This window comes from Paenibacillus sp. alder61, from assembly GCF_020179875.1.
GTDB lineage: Bacteria > Bacillota > Bacilli > Paenibacillales > Paenibacillaceae > Fontibacillus > Fontibacillus faecis.
Genome location: NZ_JAIUDG010000030.1, coordinates 43,678 through 68,645, shown reverse-complemented (window position 1 = coordinate 68,645; position 24,968 = coordinate 43,678). Strand labels below are relative to the sequence as shown.

At 49.7% G+C, this 24,968-nt stretch carries 40 protein-coding genes and 1 rRNA gene; 2 read left to right on the top strand and 39 right to left on the bottom strand.

What is annotated here, in order from left to right:
• The 3 genes from LBW89_RS24815 to LBW89_RS24805 all read right to left on the bottom strand — a co-directional run.
• Positions 1 to 77 (bottom strand): 16S ribosomal RNA (locus LBW89_RS24815); the annotation flags it as partial.
• 297 nt (positions 78 to 374) lie between these two features.
• Complete coding sequence (locus tag LBW89_RS24810) at positions 375 to 590, bottom strand: hypothetical protein (RefSeq protein ID WP_148458062.1); 216 nt, start codon at positions 588 to 590, stop codon at positions 375 to 377.
• Positions 591 to 774: 184 nt separating this feature from the next.
• Positions 775 to 1,389: a stage II sporulation protein M gene (locus tag LBW89_RS24805; RefSeq protein WP_148458061.1), complete on the bottom strand. Its 615-nt coding sequence runs from the start codon at positions 1,387 to 1,389 to the stop codon at positions 775 to 777.
• Positions 1,390 to 1,489: 100 nt separating this feature from the next.
• Between LBW89_RS24805 and pdaB the strand changes: the two genes are divergently transcribed.
• Positions 1,490 to 2,299, top strand: coding sequence for a polysaccharide deacetylase family sporulation protein PdaB (pdaB, locus tag LBW89_RS24800; RefSeq protein WP_148458060.1), 810 nt, complete (start codon positions 1,490 to 1,492; stop codon positions 2,297 to 2,299).
• Between the two features lie 48 nt (positions 2,300 to 2,347).
• Here pdaB and LBW89_RS24795 read toward each other — a convergent pair whose 3' ends face one another.
• A complete protein-coding gene (locus tag LBW89_RS24795; RefSeq protein ID WP_148458059.1) occupies positions 2,348 to 2,935 on the bottom strand; it encodes a KinB-signaling pathway activation protein in 588 nt (195 codons plus the stop codon).
• Between the two features lie 128 nt (positions 2,936 to 3,063).
• Between LBW89_RS24795 and gerD the strand changes: the two genes are divergently transcribed.
• Positions 3,064 to 3,903, top strand: a complete 840-nt coding sequence (gene gerD / locus LBW89_RS24790; protein ID WP_148458058.1) for a spore germination lipoprotein GerD — start codon at positions 3,064 to 3,066, stop codon at positions 3,901 to 3,903.
• 42 nt (positions 3,904 to 3,945) lie between these two features.
• Here the strand turns inward: gerD and LBW89_RS24785 are convergent, their stop codons facing one another.
• The 35 genes from LBW89_RS24785 to rplB all read right to left on the bottom strand — a co-directional run bounded on the left by LBW89_RS24785 (position 3,946) and on the right by rplB (position 24,968).
• Positions 3,946 to 5,085: an Mrp/NBP35 family ATP-binding protein gene (locus LBW89_RS24785; RefSeq protein ID WP_148458057.1), complete on the bottom strand. Its 1,140-nt coding sequence runs from the start codon at positions 5,083 to 5,085 to the stop codon at positions 3,946 to 3,948.
• 62 nt (positions 5,086 to 5,147) lie between these two features.
• Entirely contained in the window at positions 5,148 to 5,918 is a 771-nt protein-coding gene (gene cwlD, locus LBW89_RS24780; RefSeq protein WP_225040706.1) for an N-acetylmuramoyl-L-alanine amidase CwlD, read from the bottom strand.
• A gap of 98 nt (positions 5,919 to 6,016) precedes the next feature.
• The gene (sat, locus tag LBW89_RS24775; RefSeq protein WP_225040704.1) at positions 6,017 to 7,186 is read right to left on the bottom strand and encodes a sulfate adenylyltransferase; all 1,170 of its coding nucleotides are present in this window, start codon (positions 7,184 to 7,186) and stop codon (positions 6,017 to 6,019) included.
• A gap of 33 nt (positions 7,187 to 7,219) precedes the next feature.
• Positions 7,220 to 7,912 carry a phosphoadenylyl-sulfate reductase gene (locus tag LBW89_RS24770; RefSeq protein ID WP_225040702.1) on the bottom strand — a complete coding sequence of 231 codons (693 nt, stop codon included), beginning with the start codon at positions 7,910 to 7,912 and terminating at the stop codon, positions 7,220 to 7,222.
• Positions 7,913 to 8,704: 792 nt separating this feature from the next.
• Complete coding sequence (gene rpsI / locus LBW89_RS24765) at positions 8,705 to 9,097, bottom strand: 30S ribosomal protein S9 (RefSeq protein WP_148458053.1); 393 nt, start codon at positions 9,095 to 9,097, stop codon at positions 8,705 to 8,707.
• A 20-nt stretch (positions 9,098 to 9,117) separates the two neighbouring features.
• Positions 9,118 to 9,555, bottom strand: a complete 438-nt coding sequence (gene rplM / locus LBW89_RS24760) for a 50S ribosomal protein L13 (protein ID WP_148458052.1) — start codon at positions 9,553 to 9,555, stop codon at positions 9,118 to 9,120.
• A gap of 253 nt (positions 9,556 to 9,808) precedes the next feature.
• A complete protein-coding gene (locus LBW89_RS24755; RefSeq protein ID WP_148458051.1) occupies positions 9,809 to 10,174 on the bottom strand; it encodes a zf-TFIIB domain-containing protein in 366 nt (121 codons plus the stop codon).
• 329 nt (positions 10,175 to 10,503) lie between these two features.
• Positions 10,504 to 11,307 carry a tRNA pseudouridine(38-40) synthase TruA gene (gene truA / locus LBW89_RS24750; protein ID WP_148458050.1) on the bottom strand — a complete coding sequence of 268 codons (804 nt, stop codon included), beginning with the start codon at positions 11,305 to 11,307 and terminating at the stop codon, positions 10,504 to 10,506.
• 110 nt (positions 11,308 to 11,417) lie between these two features.
• Entirely contained in the window at positions 11,418 to 11,783 is a 366-nt protein-coding gene (rplQ, locus tag LBW89_RS24745) for a 50S ribosomal protein L17 (RefSeq protein WP_114498952.1), read from the bottom strand.
• 35 nt (positions 11,784 to 11,818) lie between these two features.
• Complete coding sequence (locus LBW89_RS24740; protein WP_148458049.1) at positions 11,819 to 12,763, bottom strand: DNA-directed RNA polymerase subunit alpha; 945 nt, start codon at positions 12,761 to 12,763, stop codon at positions 11,819 to 11,821.
• Positions 12,764 to 12,894: 131 nt separating this feature from the next.
• On the bottom strand, positions 12,895 to 13,290 hold the full coding sequence (rpsK, locus tag LBW89_RS24735; RefSeq protein ID WP_018753969.1) for a 30S ribosomal protein S11: 396 nt from the start codon (positions 13,288 to 13,290) through the stop codon (positions 12,895 to 12,897).
• 19 nt (positions 13,291 to 13,309) lie between these two features.
• Positions 13,310 to 13,678: a 30S ribosomal protein S13 gene (gene rpsM / locus LBW89_RS24730; RefSeq protein WP_148458048.1), complete on the bottom strand. Its 369-nt coding sequence runs from the start codon at positions 13,676 to 13,678 to the stop codon at positions 13,310 to 13,312.
• A gap of 20 nt (positions 13,679 to 13,698) precedes the next feature.
• Positions 13,699 to 13,812, bottom strand: a complete 114-nt coding sequence (gene rpmJ / locus LBW89_RS24725; RefSeq protein WP_003333770.1) for a 50S ribosomal protein L36 — start codon at positions 13,810 to 13,812, stop codon at positions 13,699 to 13,701.
• 270 nt (positions 13,813 to 14,082) lie between these two features.
• A complete protein-coding gene (gene infA / locus LBW89_RS24720; RefSeq protein WP_007132547.1) occupies positions 14,083 to 14,298 on the bottom strand; it encodes a translation initiation factor IF-1 in 216 nt (71 codons plus the stop codon).
• 2 nt (positions 14,299 to 14,300) lie between these two features.
• Positions 14,301 to 14,615 (bottom strand): KOW domain-containing RNA-binding protein, encoded by a 315-nt coding sequence (locus LBW89_RS24715; RefSeq protein ID WP_148458047.1) that lies wholly within the window; start codon positions 14,613 to 14,615, stop codon positions 14,301 to 14,303.
• 3 nt (positions 14,616 to 14,618) lie between these two features.
• A complete protein-coding gene (gene map / locus LBW89_RS24710) occupies positions 14,619 to 15,371 on the bottom strand; it encodes a type I methionyl aminopeptidase (protein ID WP_148458046.1) in 753 nt (250 codons plus the stop codon).
• Between the two features lie 5 nt (positions 15,372 to 15,376).
• Positions 15,377 to 16,021: an adenylate kinase gene (locus LBW89_RS24705; RefSeq protein WP_148458045.1), complete on the bottom strand. Its 645-nt coding sequence runs from the start codon at positions 16,019 to 16,021 to the stop codon at positions 15,377 to 15,379.
• A gap of 95 nt (positions 16,022 to 16,116) precedes the next feature.
• Positions 16,117 to 17,415, bottom strand: a complete 1,299-nt coding sequence (secY, locus tag LBW89_RS24700) for a preprotein translocase subunit SecY (protein WP_148458044.1) — start codon at positions 17,413 to 17,415, stop codon at positions 16,117 to 16,119.
• Positions 17,415 to 17,855: a 50S ribosomal protein L15 gene (rplO, locus tag LBW89_RS24695; protein ID WP_148458043.1), complete on the bottom strand. Its 441-nt coding sequence runs from the start codon at positions 17,853 to 17,855 to the stop codon at positions 17,415 to 17,417. Before rplO ends, secY begins: the two co-directional genes overlap by 1 nt.
• A gap of 108 nt (positions 17,856 to 17,963) precedes the next feature.
• Complete coding sequence (rpmD, locus tag LBW89_RS24690; RefSeq protein WP_148458042.1) at positions 17,964 to 18,149, bottom strand: 50S ribosomal protein L30; 186 nt, start codon at positions 18,147 to 18,149, stop codon at positions 17,964 to 17,966.
• 12 nt (positions 18,150 to 18,161) lie between these two features.
• Positions 18,162 to 18,659, bottom strand: coding sequence for a 30S ribosomal protein S5 (gene rpsE / locus LBW89_RS24685; RefSeq protein ID WP_018753978.1), 498 nt, complete (start codon positions 18,657 to 18,659; stop codon positions 18,162 to 18,164).
• A gap of 25 nt (positions 18,660 to 18,684) precedes the next feature.
• Positions 18,685 to 19,053, bottom strand: a complete 369-nt coding sequence (gene rplR, locus LBW89_RS24680; protein WP_148458041.1) for a 50S ribosomal protein L18 — start codon at positions 19,051 to 19,053, stop codon at positions 18,685 to 18,687.
• An 83-nt stretch (positions 19,054 to 19,136) separates the two neighbouring features.
• Positions 19,137 to 19,679, bottom strand: coding sequence for a 50S ribosomal protein L6 (gene rplF / locus LBW89_RS24675; protein ID WP_148458040.1), 543 nt, complete (start codon positions 19,677 to 19,679; stop codon positions 19,137 to 19,139).
• A gap of 30 nt (positions 19,680 to 19,709) precedes the next feature.
• Positions 19,710 to 20,108, bottom strand: a complete 399-nt coding sequence (gene rpsH, locus LBW89_RS24670; RefSeq protein WP_148458039.1) for a 30S ribosomal protein S8 — start codon at positions 20,106 to 20,108, stop codon at positions 19,710 to 19,712.
• A 31-nt stretch (positions 20,109 to 20,139) separates the two neighbouring features.
• Positions 20,140 to 20,325, bottom strand: coding sequence for a type Z 30S ribosomal protein S14 (locus tag LBW89_RS24665; RefSeq protein WP_009226651.1), 186 nt, complete (start codon positions 20,323 to 20,325; stop codon positions 20,140 to 20,142).
• 45 nt (positions 20,326 to 20,370) lie between these two features.
• Complete coding sequence (gene rplE, locus LBW89_RS24660) at positions 20,371 to 20,913, bottom strand: 50S ribosomal protein L5 (protein ID WP_148458038.1); 543 nt, start codon at positions 20,911 to 20,913, stop codon at positions 20,371 to 20,373.
• A gap of 33 nt (positions 20,914 to 20,946) precedes the next feature.
• Complete coding sequence (gene rplX / locus LBW89_RS24655; RefSeq protein WP_211373384.1) at positions 20,947 to 21,300, bottom strand: 50S ribosomal protein L24; 354 nt, start codon at positions 21,298 to 21,300, stop codon at positions 20,947 to 20,949.
• Positions 21,301 to 21,384: 84 nt separating this feature from the next.
• Positions 21,385 to 21,753 carry a 50S ribosomal protein L14 gene (gene rplN / locus LBW89_RS24650; RefSeq protein ID WP_148458037.1) on the bottom strand — a complete coding sequence of 123 codons (369 nt, stop codon included), beginning with the start codon at positions 21,751 to 21,753 and terminating at the stop codon, positions 21,385 to 21,387.
• A gap of 36 nt (positions 21,754 to 21,789) precedes the next feature.
• Positions 21,790 to 22,056 carry a 30S ribosomal protein S17 gene (gene rpsQ / locus LBW89_RS24645; protein WP_148458036.1) on the bottom strand — a complete coding sequence of 89 codons (267 nt, stop codon included), beginning with the start codon at positions 22,054 to 22,056 and terminating at the stop codon, positions 21,790 to 21,792.
• Between the two features lie 50 nt (positions 22,057 to 22,106).
• Positions 22,107 to 22,307, bottom strand: a complete 201-nt coding sequence (rpmC, locus tag LBW89_RS24640) for a 50S ribosomal protein L29 (RefSeq protein ID WP_148458035.1) — start codon at positions 22,305 to 22,307, stop codon at positions 22,107 to 22,109.
• A complete protein-coding gene (gene rplP / locus LBW89_RS24635) occupies positions 22,297 to 22,731 on the bottom strand; it encodes a 50S ribosomal protein L16 (protein ID WP_059040326.1) in 435 nt (144 codons plus the stop codon). Before rplP ends, rpmC begins: the two co-directional genes overlap by 11 nt.
• Before the next feature lie 2 nt (positions 22,732 to 22,733).
• Positions 22,734 to 23,402, bottom strand: a complete 669-nt coding sequence (gene rpsC, locus LBW89_RS24630) for a 30S ribosomal protein S3 (protein ID WP_148458034.1) — start codon at positions 23,400 to 23,402, stop codon at positions 22,734 to 22,736.
• A gap of 13 nt (positions 23,403 to 23,415) precedes the next feature.
• On the bottom strand, positions 23,416 to 23,748 hold the full coding sequence (gene rplV / locus LBW89_RS24625) for a 50S ribosomal protein L22 (RefSeq protein WP_009226643.1): 333 nt from the start codon (positions 23,746 to 23,748) through the stop codon (positions 23,416 to 23,418).
• Between the two features lie 34 nt (positions 23,749 to 23,782).
• Entirely contained in the window at positions 23,783 to 24,061 is a 279-nt protein-coding gene (rpsS, locus tag LBW89_RS24620) for a 30S ribosomal protein S19 (RefSeq protein ID WP_044482519.1), read from the bottom strand.
• Positions 24,062 to 24,137: 76 nt separating this feature from the next.
• On the bottom strand, positions 24,138 to 24,968 hold the full coding sequence (gene rplB / locus LBW89_RS24615) for a 50S ribosomal protein L2 (protein WP_148458033.1): 831 nt from the start codon (positions 24,966 to 24,968) through the stop codon (positions 24,138 to 24,140).

Genomic DNA, 24,968 nt, shown 5'->3' with positions numbered 1-24,968 from the left:
GATTAACTCCGCTCGACTTGCATGTATTAGGCACGCCGCCAGCGTTCGTCCTGAGCCAGGATCAAACTCTCCAATAAAGTGTTTGACTTGCTCATTTAGAAAAACTGACGAGAATTTTAATTCTCATAAATACTCACTCGTTGTTCAGTTTTCAAAGATCAACTTCGTCATTTCGTCATCGCTTTGTTTCAGCGGCGACTTTTATAATATAACATAGTCAGCTAGGTTTTTGCAAGAGTTTTTCGAAAGTTTTTTTGTTCCAAATCCTACCTTCGAACGATGCTCACTACGTTGTCCCGAAAAAGCGGAACGTTTGATAATTTACCACATCCCCGAAGAAAATGTCAAACCCAAATTTCCCCATCCGTCGAAATCTATAAAACAATACGTCTAGCATATTTGGAGAGCTCTTTGGAAGGGGCGAATCTGGCATACATCCGAAATACCGTCTTATACCGGTTAGCGATAGCCCGTCTAATTTCACGGTCCAGCCGTTGATCGCTTAAATCAAGCAGCATTTCGTCCAGTTCTTTTCGAAGCACGTAATCAAGTTCCTTGCATTCCTTTTCATTAAACAGCATTCCCAGCATGGCATAACAGCTCCTCTTCATCGATAGTTGCGATTTTTACAAGGACTAAGTTAGGACGTATGGCGGCAGCGAATGACCTTACATTTCCTGGGTATTTATTGTTTAACCTCTTCCCCGCCCGTATAAACCCGTTCTTTTGAACCGCTTTACTGTTATGCTCACTTTCCGGGAAAATTATGACACTTCACCTCATAAGGTGATAAGTTATCGTGCTTTCTATGACTGCCGCTATCAGAAGGAATACCACAATCCAAAAAGCTCCCCTACCCGCCGAAGCAAAAAAATCCTTCCAATTCACGGTCCGGTCCGACCGATCTCTGGCTCCCAATTCACCTAATCCCTTGAGCACAACATAACCGAACTGCATGCCGAACCCCGCCGCTACCAAAATCGCGGGAATCTCTATAATGCCATGCGGCAGTAAACCCAACACGACAAGCTCAAACAGGTCCGCTCCTTGTGCGGCGGCAAGCGACACTACCAGACCCAGGACCATACCGTTCATCAGCAGAAAGATAGCCGGCATGATTCCCAACAAAGCTCCGAGAACAATCACAGCTACGCTTTTTATCGCATTATTCAAGAAGATAAACTTAAAAAAGCTCAGCTCCGGCATTGCGGACTGCGACAGCTCGCGGCTGTATTCCTGAAGCTTCGCGATATCCGGGGCCACCAATCCGGCAATGGTTTCAGAACCCGCCGTCCCCAGCAGGATACCGACTGCGAACAGAGCCAGCGACAAGTACATCGCTTTTTTATAGCGCCTAAGGTCCAGAAAAAATAATCGAGGTGAAAGCATATGCATAAGCCTCCTAATCAAAGTCATAAAGCAAAAAGGTACGAGCATACATTAGACAAGCGGAGTAAATTTATTCTGATGACGAGAGGGGCATCATCCAATGAACAATTTCTTCTATGTCCTGAACGGGAAGAAGATCAAAAGGTTCTTTTTTCTCTTCGCGGCAGCCCTGTTTACGGCAGGTGTAATCTACGTGGAACAGAGCCATATTACCGTCTTCTCCGAAGAAAGCAGCCCGACGGCCATTTACAGCGTATCCACCGACCGCAAGGTCATCGCGTTGACTTTCGATATCAGCTGGGGCGATAAACGCGCAGAACCGATCCTTAAAGTCCTTAAGGACAAAAATGTTCAGAAGGCGACCTTCTTCCTCTCCTCCCCATGGAGCAATAGCCACCCGGATATCGTCAAAGCCATCCAAAAACAAGGATACGAAATCGGGAGCCATGGCCACAAACACACCAATTACAGCGAACTGAGCGATGAGGAAATCACCAAGCAGCTAAGATCGGCCCATACTATTTTAACCGATGTAACAGGTAAAGCACCAAATTTGCTCCGGCTGCCGAACGGCGATTTTGACAAACGCGTGCTGAAAGTTGCCCATGACCTTGGCTACCAAGTCATCCAATGGGATACGGATTCCCAGGACTGGATGAACAAAGGAAGCGATACGATTGTAAAAAGAGTCGTCAGCAAATCGCACCCCGGCGATATCGTCCTGTTCCATGCCAGCGATTCCGCCAAGCAGACGCACGAAGCGCTGCCGATCATTATCGACGAGCTCCGCAAAAAAGGCTACGAATTCGTTACGGTCTCCGACTTGCTCCAGGAAGCCGGGCTGAAGGGAAACCAGGTGAGGGATCAAGCCTGGATATGGCAGCAGGTGGATACGGCGGCGGGAATGTAAAAAAGGAAAAAGAAGCCCGGTTCGGATCATCCGGACTTCTTTTTTTGTTTATGCGTTCTTAGGCTGCAATATGCGGTGCAAAATCAGAATTTGGTATGCGTTGCAAGCGATCAGCGGTGCCGCTATCCATGCCGTCGCCTGATCCACTCCGATTTTGAGCACACCGACCGTTTCCACGATCGTAACCGCAATCATAAAGAATAAAGTCGGTACCCAGGCCGTAGCATTCGTCATCCTCGCTTTTAAAAAAGCAACCCCAACAGCTATAACGAGCAATATCAGGCCAAGAACCATATCCGACGCCCCTCTGCTCTCCCCGCCCACAAACGCGCGGAAAAACATCAACTCCAGGAGCGCAAGCGCGGTAAGTACAATTTGAACGTACAGCCAGGTTCTGCGGGAAAAAACACCGTTTCCCATGTAGTTTACCATCATATACGCAAAAAAGCCCATTTGGGAATAAACACTGACCATGATGCCAACGCCGAGCAGGATGCCGACATTCACAAGAAAATCCGCCGTTCCTTTAAGTTCGACCGTGCTTGTCCATTGCAGCAGCAGACCTACAATCAAAGAACCTGCGGCACCGACGACCAGGGTCGTCCAAAACAAATAAAGCCATCTTTTTAAGTTCAACCGCGACACCCCCACTAACGAAATATTTTACCAACGATCCCGGTAAAAAACCATGGTTTTCGGTTGGATAATTCCTTTTTTCAGACCGCATACTAATGACCAGCGACAAGCATAAGGAGGAAGGAACCATGAAGTGGCAGGGTTATCGATGGTTTGTGTGCATCTTATGTTTATTCACTCTTCCGCTGGCGGCCTGCGGTTCTGAACAGAGCTCCTCCTCATCGCAAGGCGGAGTCAGCTATAAAGACACCAAATCCATGGTCATTGATATCCTGAAAACCGAAGACGGCAAAAAGGCCATCTACGAAGCCTTAAGCGGCCAAAGCAGTTCCGGAGGCGGCGGTTCCGAATCGGGGGGCGGTGAGTCCGGTGGCGGTAGTGGCGGTGAATCCGGTGGCGACGAAAGCGGAGGCGGATCCGGTGGCGGATCCGGAGGAGGTTCAGGGAGCGGCGGGTCCGGTGGAGGGGGCACGATGGGGATCAAGATGATTCTTCCGGGACAATCCTCCGACCAAATCCGTATGGCGGTCAAAGAGACGATCACCTCGCCTGAATATAAAAAGGAATTCGAGAAAATTATGACGGACCCGAAGTTTGCCGGTGATTTTGCCAAGGCGATCAATACGCAGAGCAAGCAAATGCATATGGAGCTGATTAAAGATCCGACGTATCAAAAATCCGTCAGCGAAATTATGAAATCGCCGGAAGTTATGAAGATGTTTCTGGATTTGACGAAGACTTCGGATTTCCGTAAACAGTCCATGACTGTAATGCAAGAAGCCATGCAAAGTCCTTTATTCAAAATGGAAGTCATGGACTTACTGAAAACCGTCGTTCAAGAGCAGCTTCAGCCGAAGGTGGAAAAGGCCCCTAAGTCTGGTGAAGAAGGCGGGCAAGGCGGCGGCACCCAACAAGGTGGGGGCGGCGGTGGCCAAGGCGGTGGCGGCCAAGGGGGCGGCGGAGCCTAGTCATCATCCGAAGCTGAATGTACAAAAAAGACTGACCCCGGGTCAGTCTTTTGTACATTTCGCAATGATTTGCGAAGCCACCTCGCCGTAAATCTGTCCGGCAGGCGTGTCCGCTTTGTACACGGAAGGGGAGAAATCGGGCTCGGCCGGGTGGTTGTCCGGCGCGCTGACCGGAATTTGCGCCAATAGCTCGGTGTGCAGCGTTTCCGCAAGGCGCGCGCCCCCGCCCCGTCCGAAAATATAATCCTTCTGCCCGCATGCCGAACATTCGTAGTACGCCATATTTTCGATGACCCCCAATACCTCATGCTCGGTTTTAAGCGCCATCGCTCCAGCTCTGGCCGCGACGAAGGCCGCTGTGGCATGCGGGGTGGTCACGATGATCTCCCGGCTTTGCGGAATCATCTGGTGCACATCCAGTGCGATATCGCCGGTTCCCGGCGGCAGATCAAGCAGCATGTAATCCAGTTCGCCCCAATTTACGTCGTTAAAGAACTGCCGAAGCATTTTCCCCAGCATGGGACCGCGCCAAATAACCGGGTTGTTATCCTGGATAAAAAAGCCCATGGACATCACTTTGACGCCGAACCGTTCTACCGGAATGATCGCCCCTTCTTGCACGGTGGGGGCCGTCTCGATTCCCATCATATCCGGCACGCTGAAACCGTAAATGTCCGCGTCGATCAGACCGACCCGCTTCCCTTGTCTGGCCAATGCCGCCGCCAGATTGACGGTAACGGTCGATTTCCCGACCCCGCCTTTTCCGCTGGCAATGGCTATGAAATGCACGCCCGACTCGGGATCCAGAATCGGCAGATGCTCCAATCCGGCGCCATGACCCTTTACTGGCCCCGGTCCTTCCGCCGCTTGAGCGGATGCGGATCCCTTCGAAGATGGGCCGGTCTCGGCCGGCTCCGCTCCCGCGTTCATTCTCTCCTGCTCCGACGCTTCGCGAAAGCGGAGATGCACATGAGAGATGCCGGCTTCGGCCAAACGAAACCGGATTTCTTTTTCGATTGACTGCTGTGATGCCTCGTCTTTACCCAGGCAAACGACGGTGAGGGAGACTTTATCTTCCTTGATCATCATATCCCGAATCCACTGCAAGTCGACAAGACTCCGACGTAACGCGGGTTCTGCGACAGGCCGCAGCACCGCTTCCAGCTGCTCCTTCGTTATCAATGACAGCACCTCGACTTTATATGATATAAGTAACTACGTCTATTATGACATTTATTATATCATTACTTGTCGCTGTCCGCTGATTTTCCCGCCCCTTCCCCGGAGGCATACCTCAAAAGGCCCTGGTAAATGGAAGCCGCCACTTTGCGCTGGTAGCCCTCATCCCCCAATAACCGGGATTCTTCCGGATGGGAGAGAAAGCCTACTTCTACGAGCGCCGCGGGGATCTTCAAAGCCTGAAGGACATATACCGGCTTGTCGGAAACTTTTGCGACCCGGTCCGTATTCTCCAGATTCCGCCGTAATTCCTGTTGGATCAAATCCGCCAAGGCGGCGCTATTGCCGTTGTTCGAAAAGTAAAACGTCTGCGCCCCGCGCCAACGTTCGGAAGGCACACTGTTCATGTGAATGCTTATAAATAAGTCGGCTTCTTGCTCCTCGATAAACCGGACGCGCTGCTTCAAATCCTCTGTTTTCCGCTTGCTGTACCCTCTTGTCTCGGCTCCGGCCAAGTCTTTGTCGACTTCCCGGGTCATCACAACGATGGCACCGGCCTGCTGCAAATAGTCGCGCAAATACAACGCCACCGCGAGGTTGATATTCTTCTCGATCAGTCCTTGCTTGCTGACCGCCCCCCCATCCTGACCTCCATGTCCGGCGTCCAGTACAATCTTCCGGCCCGCGAGCGGGAGACTCCAGTAATTCCATACTTTTGCCGCAGGCCTTTCATATATCGCCAACCCCGCCAGTACGGCCAACAGGCAAAGTCCGATCACCGCCTTCTTGATGTGACCGAGGGGAATCCACACCGTCACTTTATCTTGGGAGTCCATAAAAAAATCCACCTCCGTCCATAATGACATTAATCATCATATGGGACGAGGTGGACAAATATGCCGAAAGCCATGCAAGGCTTTTAAATTAAGCTGTACTATATAATGACCTGGTGACTCATGCCTTCAATCAGAACCTTGGCTACCTCCGGACGGGTAAACTCAGGCGGCGGACAAATCCCGTCGCGCAGCAAGCCCCTTACTTTCGTCCCGGAGAGAGTCATATGATCCTCTTTCGGGTGTGGACATGTTTTGCTCGACGCCATGTTTCCGCATTTCGTACAGAAGAAGCTGTGCTCGAAAAACAGCGGCGAGATGCCCAATTCCTCTGCGGTAAAATTGGAGAAGATCTCCTGGGCCTCATAAGTCCCGTAGTAGTCCCCTACCCCGGCATGGTCGCGGCCGACGATGAAATGGGTACATCCGTAATTTTTCCGCACCATGGCATGGAATATGGCCTCTCTTGGTCCCGCATAACGCATCGCCGCGGGGAATACCCCCAGGAAGGTGCGATCCTGCGGATAGTAGTTCTCCAACAACACCAGATAACTCTTCATCCGCACATCGGCCGGAACGTCATCCGACTTTGTCTCCCCGACAAGCGGATTGAGGAAGAGCCCGTCTACAATCTCCAGCGCGCTCTTCTGAATATACTCGTGAGCCCGATGCACCGGATTGCGGGTCTGAAAGCCGACAACCCGTTTCCACCCCTTCTCCGCAAAGATGCGCCGGGTTTCTTCAGGGTCGAAATAGAACTCGCCGAACCGTTCGGGCTGCGGGCGGTTCAATACCGTCACCTCTCCGCCTACATAAATCGGGGAGCGTTCAAACAGTTTTTTTACACCGGGGTGTTCCGGATCGTCCGTTTTAAACACATTCACCGCTTCTTCACGCTGATCCACTTTATAGATGCTGCCTACTTTTAAAAGACCGTAGATAACGCCATCATGTTGGCCGGTAAGAGCCACGGTCTCCCCTATGGAGATTTGAGCCGCATCCTCCTCGCTGACCGAGAGCGTGATCGGAATGCTCCATACCGTTCCATTCGCCAGCCGCATATTTTTAACAACGGAGCGGTAGTCCTCTTCGTTCAAAAAGCCGGTCAGTGGAGAAAAAGCTCCAACACCAATCAGATCCAGGTCGGAAATACTCCATTTGTTGATGGATATGGTCTGCAGTTTCTCCGCCTCTTGCAACAGGCGCTCCCGTTCTTCCCCGGCAGCCAGCCTATTGATCAAACTGCCGCCATGCGGTAAAATTGCCGTCATCTCATTTCTCCCCTTATCCCAGCTTGTGCTGAATTATTTATGCAGTCCGCACTCCGTCTTTTCCGAACCCGCCCAACGTCCTGCCCGCGGATCCTCGCCCGGCATCACCTGACGGGTGCAATGTTCGCATCCGATACTCGGATAGTTCCGGTCATGCAGCGGGTTGTATAGCACATCATTTTCCCGTATATAATTCCATACATCTTCACTGGTCCAACTGGCCAGCGGATTAAATTTGACGAGGCCGAATTTGACGTCGTATTCGATCTTTTTGGCGTTGGCGCGCGTAGGGGCCTGATCCCGGCGGATCCCGGTGATCCAGGCATCATATTGCGAAAGTATTCTGGTCAGCGGCTCTACCTTACGGATATTGCAGCAAGCGTTCGGATCGGATTTCCACAGCTCGTCGCCATACCGCTCCGCCTGTTCCTCCGGTGTTATTTCGGGCGAAACCCGAACAAAATCCAAATTGTAGCGCTCGGCCATCGCATCGCGAGTTTCATACGTCTCTTTAAAATGGAAGTCCGTATCCAAATAAAACACATCCGTGGACGGACTGATCTTCTGTAACATATCGACAATCACGACATCCTCCGCTCCGAAACTACAGGCAAAAGTAATGTTCGGAAACGTTTCAACCGCCCAAGCAATCACTTCCTGGGGAGTTGCCGATTCGAGCTCCTCCGCCTTCGTAGTGATCAGTGCTTCTTTTTCAAGCAAATTCATCTTTACTCGCCCCTCCATTTATAAAAAGCATAATAGTAAAAGACGTTCGTCATATGAATTAGACCTAATACCTACTAAACAGATTTGAATTATAATTTTTAGTATAGGGGTTTCTCCCGAGAAGTCAACCCGTAATAATATGACCTGATCTGTTTTTATATTGGCATAATATTATCTAGACGTTTGTCTCGTGATATCTAATAACGCCTTTACTCTATAATCCATATGTGTTCTTATGCGGGCCATGCTCCCGAAAAAAAACCTCCAGGACAGTTACCAAATCTTTTGAGATGGTTACATTCTCCTGAAGGTGTCTCACTTGCCTCACGTTTTGGGAGCAGGCCCCAGACAGTGTGTTTTGTATCTAAAGCCGAATTACATTTTTGCTGGCTGGGGAAAAGGGTGGTGGGCCAAAGGATTTTTACTCATAGCTATAAGCTTTCCTGACCCCCGGTCGAATTTGTGTCTCATCAGACATCGTGGTAGGAGAAAACGAGGATTCGTTAAATCATATTTAGCTTACGAAAATCAAAGTGCCTACCGTCCTTCCAACCCATCCAACTCTAAAAAGATGCAAATCTGCAGGTATTTAGGCCGATTCCTGAGCGGATGCGAAAAAAAATGTAAATCTACAGGTATTTCTAGTGATTTTAGAGAAACAAGCCGATTTCGTCAAAAATTCCTGCAGAATCGCAGGAATTTTATGTGATCAAGGTTGTCTGATGGGTAATAGTGTTTTCTTAGACAAAAAAGCCTCCGGCCCAATATAGGCCGAAGGCTTTCGTTGCAATATTAACGTTTCGAGAATTGTGGCGCGCGACGAGCGGCTTTGAGACCGTATTTCTTACGTTCTTTCATCCGTGGGTCACGAGTCAGGAATCCTGCTTTCTTCAACGAACCACGGAACTCTGGGTCTGCTTTCAGCAGAGCGCGAGCGATCCCGTGACGGATGGCGCCGGCTTGACCGGAGATGCCGCCACCGTGAGCGATGACGATAACGTCATAGCTGCCGAGCGTTTCCGTCAAACTCAAAGGTTGTTTAACGATCAGTTTGAGGGTTTCCAAACCGAAATATTCATTGATATCGCGTTTATTGATGACAATGCGTCCTTCACCCGGTACAAGGCGAACACGAGCTACCGAATGTTTACGACGACCTGTCCCATAGTATTGTACTTGTGCCATGAAACTGTCCTCCCTTTTAATTATCCGCGAAGTTCGTAAACTTCAGGTTTTTGTGCTGCATGTGGATGCTCCGTGCCGGCATAGACTTTCAGTCTCAGCTTCATTTTCTCGCCTTGGCGAGTTTTAGGCAGCATGCCATGTACAGCCGACTCAATTACACGTTCAGGCTTCGAGTTCAAAAGATCCTTGGCAACTGTCACTTTCAAACCGCCTGGATGCAGGGAGTGACGATAGTACTTCTTGTTCTCCATTTTCTTACCGGTCAGAGCAATCTTCTCGGCATTGATGACTACGACGAAGTCGCCGCCGTCAACATGTGGAGTGAATTGTGGTTTGTGCTTGCCGCGGATCAGTGCAGCTACTTCGCTTGCCAAACGGCCCAACGTTTTGCCTTCGGCATCAACAATGTGCCAGTTGCGCTCTACTTCGCTTGGCTTCGCCATATAGGTGGTACGCATTTAAAAGATCCTCCTTCATTATCGTTCGAAATGGTTCGTCAATGCATAAAACGATCTGGCTCTTCGGGTACCAAGACCGCTTTCTGCCATTTATGTTTCATCGTCGTTATATACATGTTTGTTCATTCTTATGTTACTGCTATGCGGTTTTCCTAACTGGGGGCTGTGGGATAGCCGTTAAGAAAACACAACTTTTATTTTACAGGATGAGGCCTGGTTGCGCAAGTCTTTTTCTTGCAAAAAACACTCCATTTTAATCGAACAGATCTCCGAACACGTCCAGGACCGATTTCTTCTTCTTGTGCTTATAATGCCCTTGCGGATACCCCTGGTGATAGCCTGGTTGCGGCGATCTAGGATCGGGCTTCGAGGAAGGCCGGTGATCGTAGTTCGGATCCGCATACCGGGTCTCCTTCTCCCTCCGCTCATAGGAAGGTTCCCGGTCATGACGCTCATACCATTCGTTAAAAGCGGGGCGGATTTGCCGCACCTCATTCATCAGCTTCTCCAATTCGCCGCGATCCAGCCACACGCCTTTGCAATCGGGACATACATCGATCAGAACTCCGTCTTTTTCTACTTCTCTCATACGCACGTCATGACATACAGGACACTTCATTGGGTAAAAGCCCTCCTAAGGTTCTATAATTTTATTTGCTATATAAATTGAACTATTGATTTGCATGTGGGGCAACCGTGTGAAATGTTCTTCCGATCGCTGTTGCTCCCAAATTTCTAATTAAATATTTATAAAGGTTGAAATCCGATCACAAAGGCGAGCTGTAGCTTATGCTTCCGATGCCAGCTTTCTTTCAGAAAGCTTGTAGCTTCTCCAGAATCATTTTACACTCTTGCCTATTGCTAATTCTTTAGTTCAACTTATATAGATGCTGTAGCATTCCGCTTTCGTATTGTTACGTATGAGAAGTTTAGGAGTTTCGTTAAAATTTAAGATTTCGCCGCAGAATCGGGAGCCTCCGCCAAGTCCTCATACTCTACACTCCAGAGCATGAGCCCTTTACTCTCCGCCGTCGGCCCCGCCGCGGCCCGATCCCTTGCCTCCAGAATGCTCTTCATCTCCTCCGGCTTCCGCTTCCCTTCCCCTACCTGAAGCAAAGTTCCTACGATGATTCGCACCATATGCTGCAAAAAACCGTTACCCGTCAGGTAGATATGAAGTATCCCCTGCTCATGGGTGCCGGCACCATCAAGGCCGTGGTCCACCTCGATCCGGGCTTCATAGATCGTTCTCACATGGCTCTGCTTGGTCGAGTGCCTGGAAGCGAATGAGGTAAAGTCATGCGTCCCCACCAGGTATTTCAACCCTTCCCGCATGGCCACCACATCCAAAGGCCCCGGATGATGAAGCTGGTATTGGCGGTTGAACACATCGAACACCCGGTTGCCGTTGATGCTGTACCGGTATGTTTTTCGTTTTGCGGACCGCCGGGAGTGAAACGACAGAGGCACCTCCACCGCCGACGTAATGCGGATATCGGAGGGGAGTCGTCCGTTCAGGGCATGGCGCCAGCGCTCCACCGGAATTTGCGAAGCCGTCGTAAAATGAAAGGTTTGGGCCCGGGCATGTACGCCTGCATCCGTTCTGCCGGAGCCGTGGATCTTCACGTCTTCCCCCGTCAAATGGCGAATGGCTTCCTCCAGATGATCCTGCACGGTATTTCCGCCAGGCTGGGTCTGAAAGCCAAAATAGTGGGTACCGTCATAACTTAGCGTCATCAGCAGATTGCGCATGCGGCAACCCCCTTCTTTGGAATACCTCACGGGCATAGAAAAACTCTCCGCAGCCAAGCCATATACGGCGAGTCTCAGAGAGTTTAACTGTGGTTGGGGATATCCCCGAATTACGCCCGGTCTACCAGTTCCAGATAAACCATAGGGGCGGAGTCGCCGCGGCGTGGTCCCAGTTTCAGGATACGGGTGTATCCGCCTGGACGCTCGGAATAGCGCGTAGCCAGCTCCGAGAACAGTTTTTGGATTGCGTCTTGCTCGCCGTCGATCGATTCGCGACGAACATAAGCAGCCACTTGACGACGGGCATGCAGATCACCGCGTTTTGCTTTAGTGATCAGCTTCTCGGCGATCGAACGAACTTCTTTCGCTTTGGCCTCAGTCGTTTGGATGCGCTCGTATAAGAACAGGTCGGTTACCAGGTCACGGAACAAAGCTTTACGCGCACTGGAATCGCGGCCCAACTTTTGGTATGCCATGAGTTTTCCCTCCTTCGCTAGAACGATTAAGCAGTCTATTCTTCCGTACGTAGACCCAAACCAAGTTCCTCAAGTTTCTCTTGAACTTCCTCCAAAGATTTACGCCCGAGATTCCGGACCTTCATCATATCTTCTTCGGTCTTGGTTGTGAGCTCTTGTACCGTATTGATACCGGCACGTTTGAGGCAGTTATAGGAGCGGACGGAAAGATCGAGCTCTTCAATCGTCATTTCAAGCACTTTCTCTTTCTTGTCTTCTTCCTTCTCGACCATGATTTCGGCGTCCTTCGCTTCATCCGTGAGTCCCACGAAGAGGAAGAGATGCTCGGTCAGAATCTTCGCACCGAGGCTTACCGCTTCTTCAGGTCTAATGCTGCCATCGGTCCATACTTCAAGCGTAAGCTTGTCGTAATTGGTCACTTGGCCAACACGTGTATTCTCTACAACGTAATTGACGCGAGCAATCGGGGTATAGATCGAATCGACGGGAATGACACCAATCGGTTGATCATCTCGTTTGTTCCGATCTGCCTGAACATAACCACGACCACGGCCGGCATAGATGCGCATGTGAAGTCTCGAACCCGGTTCCAGCGTTGCGATATGCAGATCCGGATTCAATATTTCGACATCGCTGTCCGCACGGATATCTCCTGCTGTGATGACCCCTTCGCCTTCAGCATCGATTTCGAGAATCTTCTCTTCATCGGAGTGAATTTTCAGCGAGAGAGCCTTCAGGTTCAGAATGATTTCCGTGACGTCCTCCATAACCCCCGGAATCGTCGCGAATTCATGCAGAACACCATCGATTTGGACCGAGGTTACCGCAGCACCCGGCAGAGAAGAGAGCAAAATCCGGCGAAGCGAGTTGCCCAGTGTGGTGCCATATCCACGCTCAAGTGGTTCTACTACAAATTTCCCATAGGTGCCTTCATCGTTAACTTCTACGGTCTCGATTTTCGGCTTTTCGATTTCTATCACGAAATTACCCCTCCTTCAAAACGTCGTTCCTTGAAAAACCGTCATGTTTACTGAAGTCTATCATGTAGTATGCCTAAACAACCATTGTTACCAAACGATGATGTTGTTATACCACACAAAAGGAAACTTCATTATACACGACGACGTTTCGGAGGACGGCATCCGTTATGAGGAATTGGAGTCACGTCTTTAATCATGTTTACTTCCAGGCCTGCAGCTTGCAAGGAGCGGATAGCGGCTTCACGACCGGCTCCAGGACCTTTAACCATAACTTCGACGCTCTTCATGCCATGTTCCATAGCCGCTTTCGCAGCGGATTCCGCAGCCATTTGAGCGGCGAACGGAGTGGATTTACGGGAACCTTTGAAACCAAGACCGCCGGAGCTGGCCCAGGAAATTGCGTTACCGTGCGGATCCGTAATTGTAACGATCGTGTTGTTGAAGGTGGAGCGGATATGTGCCACACCAGATTCAATGTTCTTACGGTCACGACGTTTCGTACGTACGACTTTTTTTGGTTTAGCCATTGTCTGTTATCCCCCCTTCTTATTTCTTCTTGTTCGCTACAGTACGACGAGGACCCTTACGAGTACGGGCATTCGTCTTAGTACGTTGTCCGCGAACCGGCAATCCGCGACGATGACGCACACCACGGTAGCAGCCGATTTCAATCAAACGTTTAATATTCAAGGAAATTTCACGACGCAGGTCACCTTCCACCTTGACCGTCTTGTCGATCGTTTCGCGTAGTTTGCTAACCTCATCTTCCGTCAAATCACGAACACGAGTGTCCGGATTGATGCCTGTTTCAGCCAGGATTTTCTGAGAAGTCGTTTTACCGATTCCGAAAATGTAAGTTAAGGCGATCTCAACGCGTTTATCACGTGGCAAATCCACACCAGCTATACGTGCCATTTTACGCTACACCCCCTTCTTTAACCTTGTTTTTGTTTGTGCTTCGGATTTTCGCAAATCACCATGACATTGCCTTTGCGACGAATGACTTTGCATTTTTCGCAAATGGGCTTTACAGAAGGTCTTACCTTCATGTTGATTACCTCCTAAAAGTTTTACGAATGTAAAACTGACTTCGAGAGCATTTGCTAAGTTTTGCGAAGCAAAACTCTCTTCGTAAGGATAAACTAAGTTTTACGGATGTAAAACTGACTTCGAGAGCATATGCCCAGCTTTGCGAAGCAAAACTCTCTTGCAAGGATGAACTATGAACTAAGTTTTACAGATGTAAAACGAATTTCTCAACTCATCGATTACTCAACCTGAATATCATAACACATATTTGTTCCAATTGGTATTGGAATCTATTTACGATACGTAATACGACCTTTAGTAAGGTCATAAGGGGACAATTGTACTACCACTTTGTCTCCCGTCAGAATCCGGATAAAGTGCATGCGCAGCTTCCCGGAAACGTGAGCGAGAATTTGATGTCCGTTCTCCAGCTCTACTCGAAAAGTAGCGTTCGGCAACGGTTCGATCACCGTACCTTCGACTTCAATGACATCTTCTTTGGCCACTGTCATTCTCCTTTCTCTTCAGCATTCGGTTTGGCGGATTCCATATAAACGTTCACGGCATGCCGCAATTTCCCGTTGGTGACCCGTCCGCTTTCCTGCAAACTATGAATGACCTCGCTGCTGATCATCGATTGAAGTTCAAGATGCTGTACATTTTTCCGCTTAGGCTGGTCAAACTTTCGTTTGTCCCCATCCGCGATCAGGACGAATCTCTCATCCACGATCCCGACGATGACATAAGCGGATCCGGCGTCTCTTCCCTTCAACGTTTTCACGATTTGCCCGATTTGAGGTTCCGGAAGCTGTTTCACTGCCATCACCTACGCATCCAGTTTTGTGAAAATTTCCAGACCATCCGAGGTTACCGCAACGGTATGCTCAAAATGAGCACACAATGAACCGTCCACTGTAACGACCGTCCAATCATCTTCCAGCGTTCTAACGTACCGCTTGCCGGCGTTGACCATCGGCTCGATGGCCAGGACCATGCCAGGCTTCAGCCGCGGCCCGCGGTCCGGGGTGCCGTAGTTAGGAATTTGCGGTTCTTCGTGCAGCTCGGAGCCGATGCCGTGACCGACATACTCCCGAACTACCGAGAAACCGGCATTTTCAATATGCTGCTGGATCGCATGCGAAATGGTATACAAGCGTACATCCGGTTTGACGAGCGCAAGACCGGCATACAGCGATCCTTCGGTGACTTCCAGAAGCCGCTGGGCTTCCTCCGAAATCGTACCGACCGGATAGGTCCAAGCCGAATCTCCGTGATATCCCCGGTACTCAGCGCCGATGTCAAGTGTGATGATGTCGCCCTCATTCAATTTGCGTTTGCCGGGAAATCCATGTACCAATTCTTCGTTGACCGAAGCGCAAATGCTGTAAGGAAAACCGTTATAACCTTTAAAAGACGGCACAGCGCCTTGACTGCGAATGAACTTGTCGGCGATTTGATCGAGTTCTCCGGTCGTAATCCCAGGCTCGATCGATTGCGCCATGAGCCTGTGCGTTTCCGCTACGATCCGCCCTGCTTCTCTCATAAAGCCCAGTTCCGTTTCGGATTTACAAATGATCATTACACCTAACCTCGCAGTATAGATACGATTTCTTTCGAAACCGTTCCAATTTCCTGTTCACCATCTACTTGACGCAGCAGGCCCTTATCTTCATAGAACGTGAGGAGAGGTGCCGTTTTGTTGATATATTCGTCGAGTCGAGTTCCCACGCTCTCTTCGTTATCGTCGGAACGCTGGTACAGCTCGCCGCCGCACTTATCACAAACACCTTCCTGAACAGGAGGATTAAAGATCACATGATAAGTGGATCCGCAAGATTTGCAAATGCGACGTCCCGTAAGACGCGCCAGCAGTTTGTTACGGTCCACCTTCAGGTTGATGACATGATCCAGTTTTCTACCTAATCCGCCGAGCAGTTCTTCCAGCGCTTCCGCTTGCGAAAGGGTTCTTGGAAATCCGTCCAATAAGAAACCTTTTTCGCAATCGGACTGCTGAAGACGCTCGCGAACGATACCGACCGTAACATCATCAGGCACCAGAAGCCCTTGATCCATGTATTCCTTCGCCTTGATCCCTACAGGCGTTTGCTGTTTGATCGCAAGGCGGAACGCATCACCGGTGGAGATGTGTGGAATGCCGAATTCATTGACGATGACCTCTGCTTGTGTTCCTTTTCCTGCTCCAGGAGGTCCCATGAATAGAATGTTCATGTCTATCACTCCCTCCAAGACTCACTGAACTGCAAAAACAGAACAATAGGCGCCAGGTGAGTTCTACTTGCGAGCTCGTCCCTGGAACCTATCGCTTACTTATTGATAAAACCTTTATAGTGGCGTTTGATCAATTGGCTTTCGATCGTCTTCATCGTATCCAGCGCAACACCGATCACGATGAGGATCGAGGTGCCGCCGATTTGAACGGTACGCGGCAAATTAGCCAAAGCGCCAAGGCCTACCGGAAGAATCGAGATAGCCGCAAGGAAGATCGCTCCCGTCATCGTCAAACGGGTGAGCACCCGAGTGAGATACGTGGCGGTTGTTTTCCCCGGGCGAATCCCCGGAATGTATCCCCCGTTTTTCTTCATGTTATCCGCCATCTGCTGCGGGTTCATCTGTACGAATGTATAGAAGAACGTAAAGCCGATGATCATAATCACATAAAGCACCATACCGAGTGGACGGTCGTGGGACAAGTTACTGCTGATCCAGCGAGCCCAAGGCTGCGTCGCCCAGAAGCTGGCGATCACGACCGGGAACTGGAGGAGCGATACCGCAAAGATAACCGGAATCACGCCCGCTGCGTTAATCTTCAGCGGAATGTGAGTGTTCTGGCCACCGTACATTTTGTTACCTACCACCCGTTTGGCATATTGAACCGGAATTTTCCGGATCGCCTGCTGGATGTAGATAACCCCAATTACGATCAACACGAAAACGAGCACGATCGCAATCGACTTCACCACGTTCATGAAGGTTTGGCCTTCCACGATAAACTCCGACTGGGCAATCGATTGAATATGACCCGGAATCCCTGCAACGATCCCCGCAAAGATAATGAGCGAGATCCCGTTGCCGATCCCCTTCTCGGTGATTTGCTCACCAAGCCACATCAAGAACGACGTACCGGCCGTCAACACGATAGCAATGACCAGATAATCGGCGAAAGTGGCGTTAGGCACCATTTCGACATTATACATCCGGTTGAAGCCGATCGATGTCGCGAAGGCTTGAATGATCGCCAGGATGACCGTACCGTAACGGGTAACCTGGGCCATTTTCTTCTTGCCGTGTTCCCCTTGTTTCGCCCATTCCGCAAACTTCGGAATAACGTCCATGGAGAGCAGCTGAACGATAATGGACGCCGTGATGTACGGCATAATCCCGAGCGCAAAAATCGAGAAGTTATGAAGAGCGCCGCCCGAGAAAGTGTTCAAGAGCCCGAACAATTCGCTCCCTGCACCGTTCATGTTTTCAAAAACCGAAGCGTTAACGCCCGGAACCGGAACGAAAGATCCGATCCGGAAAATAATGAAAACGAACAAGGTGAAGAGAATTCGGTTGCGCAGGTCCTGAACGTGCCAAATGTTCTTCATGGTTTTAAACATTAGATCACCTCGGTTTTACCGCCGGCAGCCTCGATTTTCTCTACCGCAGATTGAGAGAACTTATTCGCTTTAACTGTCAGTTTGACAGTAACTTCACCGTTACCCAGAACCTTGATTCCGCTTTTCGCGTTCTTCACGATTCCTTGTTCAAACAACAGTTCAGGAGTTACTTCCGTACCCGCTGCAAAGCTGTTCAGTTCCTCGATGTTCACGATCGCGTACTCTTTCCGCGTAGGATTTGTAAATCCGCGTTTTGGCAAGCGACGATACAACGGGTTTTGACCGCCTTCGAAGCCCGGACGCACACCACCGCCGGAACGAGCGTTTTGACCTTTGTGACCACGCGTAGATGTTTTACCCATACCGCTACCAGTACCGCGGCCCACACGCTTACGCTCTTGGCGGGATCCTGGAGCTGGGGAGAGCTCATGTAACTTCATCGTTCGTTGCACCTCCTTATATATTGTTGGCATTTGAGCATCTCGATAATCCGATAGACGGATTATCTTGATCGACTCAAAGCGACGTTTCGCAGCTTGTGCTTGGAATTATTCCGCGATTTCTTGAACCGAAACCAGGTGGCTTACTTGATTCACCATGCCACGGATGGCCGGATTGTCGTTGTGAACCACGGATTGGTTAATTTTGCGAAGTCCCAAAGTTTTCACGGTAGTACGTTGGTTCTCCGGACGACCGATCAAACTACGCACGAGGGTAATTTGCAGTTTAGCCATGAGATTCCCTCCTTAACCGAGAAGTTCTTCGACGGATTTACCGCGTAATTTCGCAACATCCTCAGCGCGTTTCAGACGGGACAAGCCCTCCAGAGTCGCGTTGACCATGTTGATGGAATTCGAAGAACCTAAAGATTTTGTCAAAATGTCGCCAACGCCTGCCAGTTCGAGTACCGCACGAACAGGACCGCCAGCGATAACCCCGGTACCTTCGGATGCCGGTTTCAGAAGCACACGGCCAGCACCGAAATGACCAACTACTTGGTGAGGGATCGACGTTCCTACGAGTGGAACATGCACAAGATTTTTCTTAGCATCTTCAATTCCTTTGCGGATCGCATCAGGAACTTCGCCTGCTTTACCGATACCGGCGCCAACCCAGCCATTGCCGTCGCCGACAACCACGAGCGCGCTGAAGCTAAAACGGCGTCCGCCTTTAACTACTTTAGCTACGCGGTTAATGTTTACAACTCTTTCAGTCAGTTCTAAAGTGTTCGGATCTACACGCAAGTCGTTAACCTCCTTTTAAAATATTTTAGAATTCCAGGCCTGCTTCACGGGCTGCGTCAGCCAGTGCCTGAATCCGTCCATGGTACAGATATCCCCCGCGGTCGAATACTACGTTCTTAACGCCTTTGCCTTGAGCGCGTTTTGCGATCAATTCGCCAACCTTACGAGCGGATTCTACGTTACCGCCGTTGCCGATTTCACTGCTCAGCTCTTTGTCGATCGTCGAAGCGGATGCGATGGTCACACCTGCTACATCGTCGATCAGTTGAGCGTAGATATGTTTGGAAGAACGGTATACGTTAAGTCTTGGACGTTCAGCCGTTCCTTGGATTTTTTTCCGTACACGCAAATGTCTTTTCAGACGGGCTTTGTTCTTATCGCCTTTAGTAATCATGACTTCCATTTCACTCCCTTCGGTTTACCTTCACAAGCCGTTCCAATCAAGACGCCAAAAGGATGGGTCCGCTAAGAAGAGGTTTATTTCTTCTTACCGGCTTTACCTTCCTTACGAATGATGCGTTCGCCTTCGTACTTAATCCCTTTGCCTTTGTACGGCTCAGGTTCGCGCACGGAGCGAATTTTTGCAGCATATTCGCCTACGCGCTCTTTGTTGATCCCACTTACGACGATCTTCGTATTCGTAGGAACTTCAAATACGATGCCCGGTTCCGGAGTGATTTCTACCGGATGGGAGTATCCCACGTTAAGAACCAGTTTCTCGCCGGATTTGCTTGCGCGGTAACCGACGCCAACCAGTTCGAGGGATTTGGAGAAACCTTCGGTTACTCCGCTCACCATGTTGCTCACTACACTGCGGGTCGTGCCGTGCAGGGAACGATGCAATTTGTTGTCAGAAGGACGTTCCACGAGGATTTGGTTGTCTTCAACCGAAACCTTGATGTCCTTATGAAGTTCACGGGTCAAAGTACCTTTCGGTCCTTTTACCGTAATGACGCTATTATCAAGTGTGACATCCACACCACTTGGTACTGTAATTGGTTTGCGACCAATACGAGACATTTGCTGCACCTCCTTGTTTTGTGACGTTAATTACCAAACGTAGCAGACAACTTCGCCGCCGGCTTTCGCCTGACGAGCTTCCTTGTCGGTCATGACTCCCTTGGAAGTGGAGATAATCGCGATACCCAGTCCGCCGAGAACACGAGGAACTTCGTTGCTCTTCGTGTAAACGCGAAGGCCTGGCTTACTGATTCTCTTAAGTCCGGAGATGACGCGTTCGTTGTTCGGGCCGTATTTCAGGAAAATACGAATGAGCCCTTGTTTGTTATCTTCGATATATTCTGCGTCACGGATGAAACCTTCACGCTTCAGGATTTCAGCGATTTGTTTCTTGATCGAGGACGCAGGCAGTTCTACTGTTTCGTGGCGAACCGTGTTCGCGTTACGAATACGAGTAAGCATATCTGCAATTGGATCTGACATAGTCATACGTGTAAACCTCCTTCCCGTTGTTGATGGATTACCAGCTTGCTTTTTTCACGCCAGGAATCTGGCCTTTATAAGCTAATTCACGGAAACAAATTCTGCAAATTTTGTACTTTTGCAATACCGAATGTGGACGACCGCAACGCTCGCAACGGGTGTAAGCCCGTACTTTGAATTTCGGAGTGCGTTGCTGTTTAACTTTCATCGAAGTTTTTGCCACTTAGCCTGACACCTCCTAGATAGTTTCGGAGAATAGAAACAATGCTTACTTCGCAAAAGGCATTCCGAGTCCGGCCAGCAGTTCGCGGGACTCTTCGTCGGTTTTTGCCGTCGTTACGATAACGATGTCCATACCGCGTACCTTGTCAACTTTATCGTACTCGATTTCAGGGAAGATCAATTGTTCCTTGAGACCGAGCGTGTAGTTACCGCGTCCGTCGAACGCTTTCGTCGATACCCCGTGGAAGTCACGGACACGCGGAAGCGTAACGTTGAACAGCTTGTCGAGGAAATAGTACATGCGCTCGCCGCGAAGGGTTACCTTCACACCGATCGGCATGTTCTCACGGAGTTTGAAGCCTGCGATCGACTTCTTCGCGCGAGTGATAACCGGTTTTTGTCCGGCGATCAGCTGCATGTCGTTTACCGCAGAATCCAGCACCTTCGAGTTGGCTACGGCGTCACCCACACCCATGTTGATAACGACCTTCTCGATTTTAGGCACTTGCATAACTGTTGTATAGTTGAATTTTTGAATCAAAGCAGGTGTTACTTCGTTCAAAAAGCGTTCTTTCAATCTTGCTGCCATGAATCATGGACCTCCTTTCTTAACATTCGTGGATTAGTCGATTACTTCTCCGGATCTCTTTGCAACACGAACCTTTTTGCCGTTGTCCAATACTTTGTAACCGATACGGGTTACTTTTCCGCTCTTCGGATCAACATGCATGACGTTCGATACGTGAATCGGAGCTTCTTTCTCGATAATGCCGCCTTGCGGGTTCAGTTGGTTCGGCTTTTGGTGTTTCTTCACCATGTTCACGCCTTCCACCAACACGCGGTTTTCACGAGGGTAAGCGGCGATAACGCGGCCTTTCTTACCTTTGTCCTTACCGGAGATCACGATGACCGTATCGTCCTTTTTCACGTGCAATTTATTGTTATGGGATTCCAGAACTTTTTTCAATCTAGGCATTCTTTACACCTCCTGTTAATCGGGGTCCCCGAAAAGTATTCGGAGTCAGCTTCCAGCCTGAAGCTTCACTTTTTGGGGTGTTGATTAGATGACTTCCGGAGCCAAGGAAACGATCTTCATGAAGTCTCTGTCGCGAAGTTCGCGAGCGACTGGTCCGAAAATACGAGTACCACGCGGGCTCTTGTCTTCCTTAACTACAACCGCTGCGTTTTCGTCGAAAGCGATGTAAGAACCGTCTTTACGGCGTACGGAACGTTTTGTACGAACAACAACCGCTCTGACAACGTCACCCTTTTTGACAACGCCGCCTGGTGTTGCTTGTTTTACAGAACAAACGATCAAATCGCCGATTTGCGCCGTGCGACGACCGGTACCGCCCAGAACACGGATACACATCAATTCCTTCGCGCCGGAGTTATCCGCAACTTGCAAACGTGTAAATGGTTGAATCATGGATATGTCCTCCTTTCGGTCTAAGCTATCCTGCTATCAGATAATAACCGCTTTTTCAACAACTTCGACCAGTCTCCAACGTTTGTCTTTCGACAACGGACGAGTCTCAGCGATCTTAACAGTGTCACCGATTTTCGCAGTGTTATTTTCATCATGCGCTTTAAATTTCTTCGTGTATTTAATGCGCTTGTGGTACAAGTCATGCTTCTTGTAAGTTTCCACAGCTACAACGATAGTTTTATCCATTTTGTCGCTGACGACTTTACCAATTTGCACTTTACGGCTATTGCGTTCTTCGCTCATGGTTAGCCTCCTTCCTGGACTTAGGCGCTTCGCATACGCTATGCGCATTCTTAACTGGTGATCCCGAGTTCTCTTTCACGTAATACGGTTTTAGCACGAGCTATTTCCTTACGCACGTCACGAATCCGAGTCGGGTTATCGAGCTGGCCCGTAGCCAATTGAAAACGGAGGTTAAAAAGTTCTTCTTTAAAACCTGCGACTTTTTGTTCGATTTCAGCAGTGGTTAAGTTGCGAAGTTCATTAGCTTTCATTTGCTTCACCACCCAATTCTTCACGTTTCACAAACTTCGTTTTGATCGGCAGTTTGTGGGCGGCGAGACGCATAGCTTCACGCGCGATTTCCTCCGAAACACCGGCAAGCTCAAACATGATTTTGCCAGGCTTCACAACTGCGACCCATTTTTCTACGTTACCTTTACCGCTACCCATCCGGACTTCAAGAGGCTTTTGAGTAATCGGTTTGTCAGGGAAAATCTTAATCCATACTTTACCGCCACGCTTGATGTAACGCGTCATTGCAATACGCGCCGCTTCGATTTGACGGTTCGTGATCCAAGTCGGCTCCAGAGCCTGAAGGCCGTATTCACCGAAGTTGAGTTCAGTGCCGCCTTTTGCTTGGCCTCTCATATTACCGCGTTGTTGCTTGCGGTGTTTTACACGTTTTGGTACCAACATGATTAGTTGCCTCCTTCCTGAGCAGCTTGTTGTTTCTTAGCCGTAGGAAGAACCTCTCCACGATAGATCCATACTTTTACGCCGATGCGGCCATAAGTCGTATGCGCTTCTGCCGTACCGTAGTCGATGTCGGCGCGGAGCGTATGAAGTGGAACAGTTCCTTCACTGTAGCCTTCCGAACGAGCAATTTCAGCACCGCCAAGACGGCCGCTAACTGCTGTTTTAATCCCTTTCGCTCCCGAACGCATCGTTCTTTGAATCGCTTGTTTCAGTGCACGACGGAAAGAAACGCGACGTTCCAATTGTTGTGCAATGCTTTCTGCGACAAGAATCGCGTCAAGATCAGGGTGTTTGATTTCAGAGATGTTGATGTGAACTTTTTTGCCGCCTGCGATTTTCGTAATTTCGCCCCGCAGGTTTTCAACCTCCGAACCACCTTTACCGATAACCATACCTGGTTTCGCAGTGTGGATCGTTACGTTCACGCGATTAGCCGCTCTCTCGATTTCGATGCGAGATACAGCGGAGTCTTTCAGTTTGTTCTTCAGGTGTTCACGAATTTTTACGTCTTCCAGCAAAAGATCGCCGAAATCTTTGCCTGCGTACCATTTGGATTCCCAATCACGGATAATCCCTACTCGTAGTCCGACCGGATTTACCTTTTGGCCCACACGTTTTCCCTCCTTATTTTTCGGATACCACCAAAGTGATGTGGCTGGTGCGTTTGTTGATCCGGCTTGCACGTCCCATTGCGCGAGGGCGGAAACGTTTCATCGTCGGACCTTGGTTTACGTAAGCTTGCGTAATAACCAATTTATTTACATCCATAGAATAGTTGTGTTCAGCATTGGCGATCGCCGAGTTCAAAAGCTTCTCCACAATCGGGGAAGCCGCCTTTGGCGTATGGCGGAGAATCGCGATAGCATCGCCAACTTGCTTGCCGCGGATCAAGTCAACCACCAGTTGAGCTTTCCGTGGGGCAATGCGGATAGACCTTGCATGTGCTTTAGCTTCCATGTGTGTTACCTCCTCTCAAACGAAGAACTTATGATTAACGTCTCGTTTTCTTATCGTCGTCCGTATGACCTTTATAGGTACGGGTTGGAGCGAATTCGCCCAATTTGTGTCCCACCATATCCTCGGTTACATAAACCGGAACATGCTTGCGGCCGTCGTATACACCGAACGTGTGGCCAATGAATTGCGGGAAGATTGTGGAACGACGGGACCAAGTTTTGATCACGACTTTCTTGTTCGAAGCGTTCACTTCTTCCACTTTCTTGAGAAGGTAACCATCAATAAATGGACCTTTTTTCAGACTGCGACTCATTTGTTTATCCTCCCTTCGTTACGCTGCTTGTTTCCTTATGACATTCACGACCGTGAAGTGATCCGCTAAACGCGGATTACTTCGTGCGGCGGCGAACGATATATTTATCAGAAGCTTTGCCCTTCTTACGCGTCTTGTAACCCAGGGTCGGTTTGCCCCAAGGAGACAATGGCGATTTACGACCGATCGGAGCGCGACCTTCACCACCACCGTGAGGGTGATCGTTCGGGTTCATGACGACACCGCGCACTTCAGGACGTTGTCCCAACCAGCGGCTGCGGCCCGCTTTACCGATTTTCACAAGCTCGTGGTCTCCGTTGCCTACAGCGCCGATAGTAGCGCGGCAAACCTTCAGAACCTTACGAACTTCGCCAGAGGACAGGCGGATCGTTACATACTTCTCTTCTTTACCCAGCAATTGCGCTTCGGTACCGGCGGCGCGAACCAATTGTCCGCCTTTGCCAGGCTTCAGCTCAATGTTGTGGATAACGGTACCTACCGGGATGTTCTCGAGCGGCATAGCGTTACCGATTTTGATGTCGGAGCCCACGCCGGATTCGATCACGTCGCCTACTTTCAGACCTTTAGGAGCCAGAATGTAGCGTTTCTCACCGTCGGCATAGTGGATCAAGGCGATGTTGGAAGTCCGGTTCGGGTCATACTCGATCGTAGCAACGCGGCCTGGAATTCCATCCTTGTTCCGTTTGAAGTCGATGATGCGGTATTTACGTTTATGTCCACCACCATGGTGACGAACCGTAATTTTACCTTGGTTGTTGCGGCCGGCCGTTTTGCTCAGCGGAGCCAACAACGATTTTTCCGGTTTATCCGTAGTGATTTCTTCGAACGTCGACACGGACATGCCGCGTCTTGCCGGAGATGTCGGTTTATACTTTTTGATAGGCAC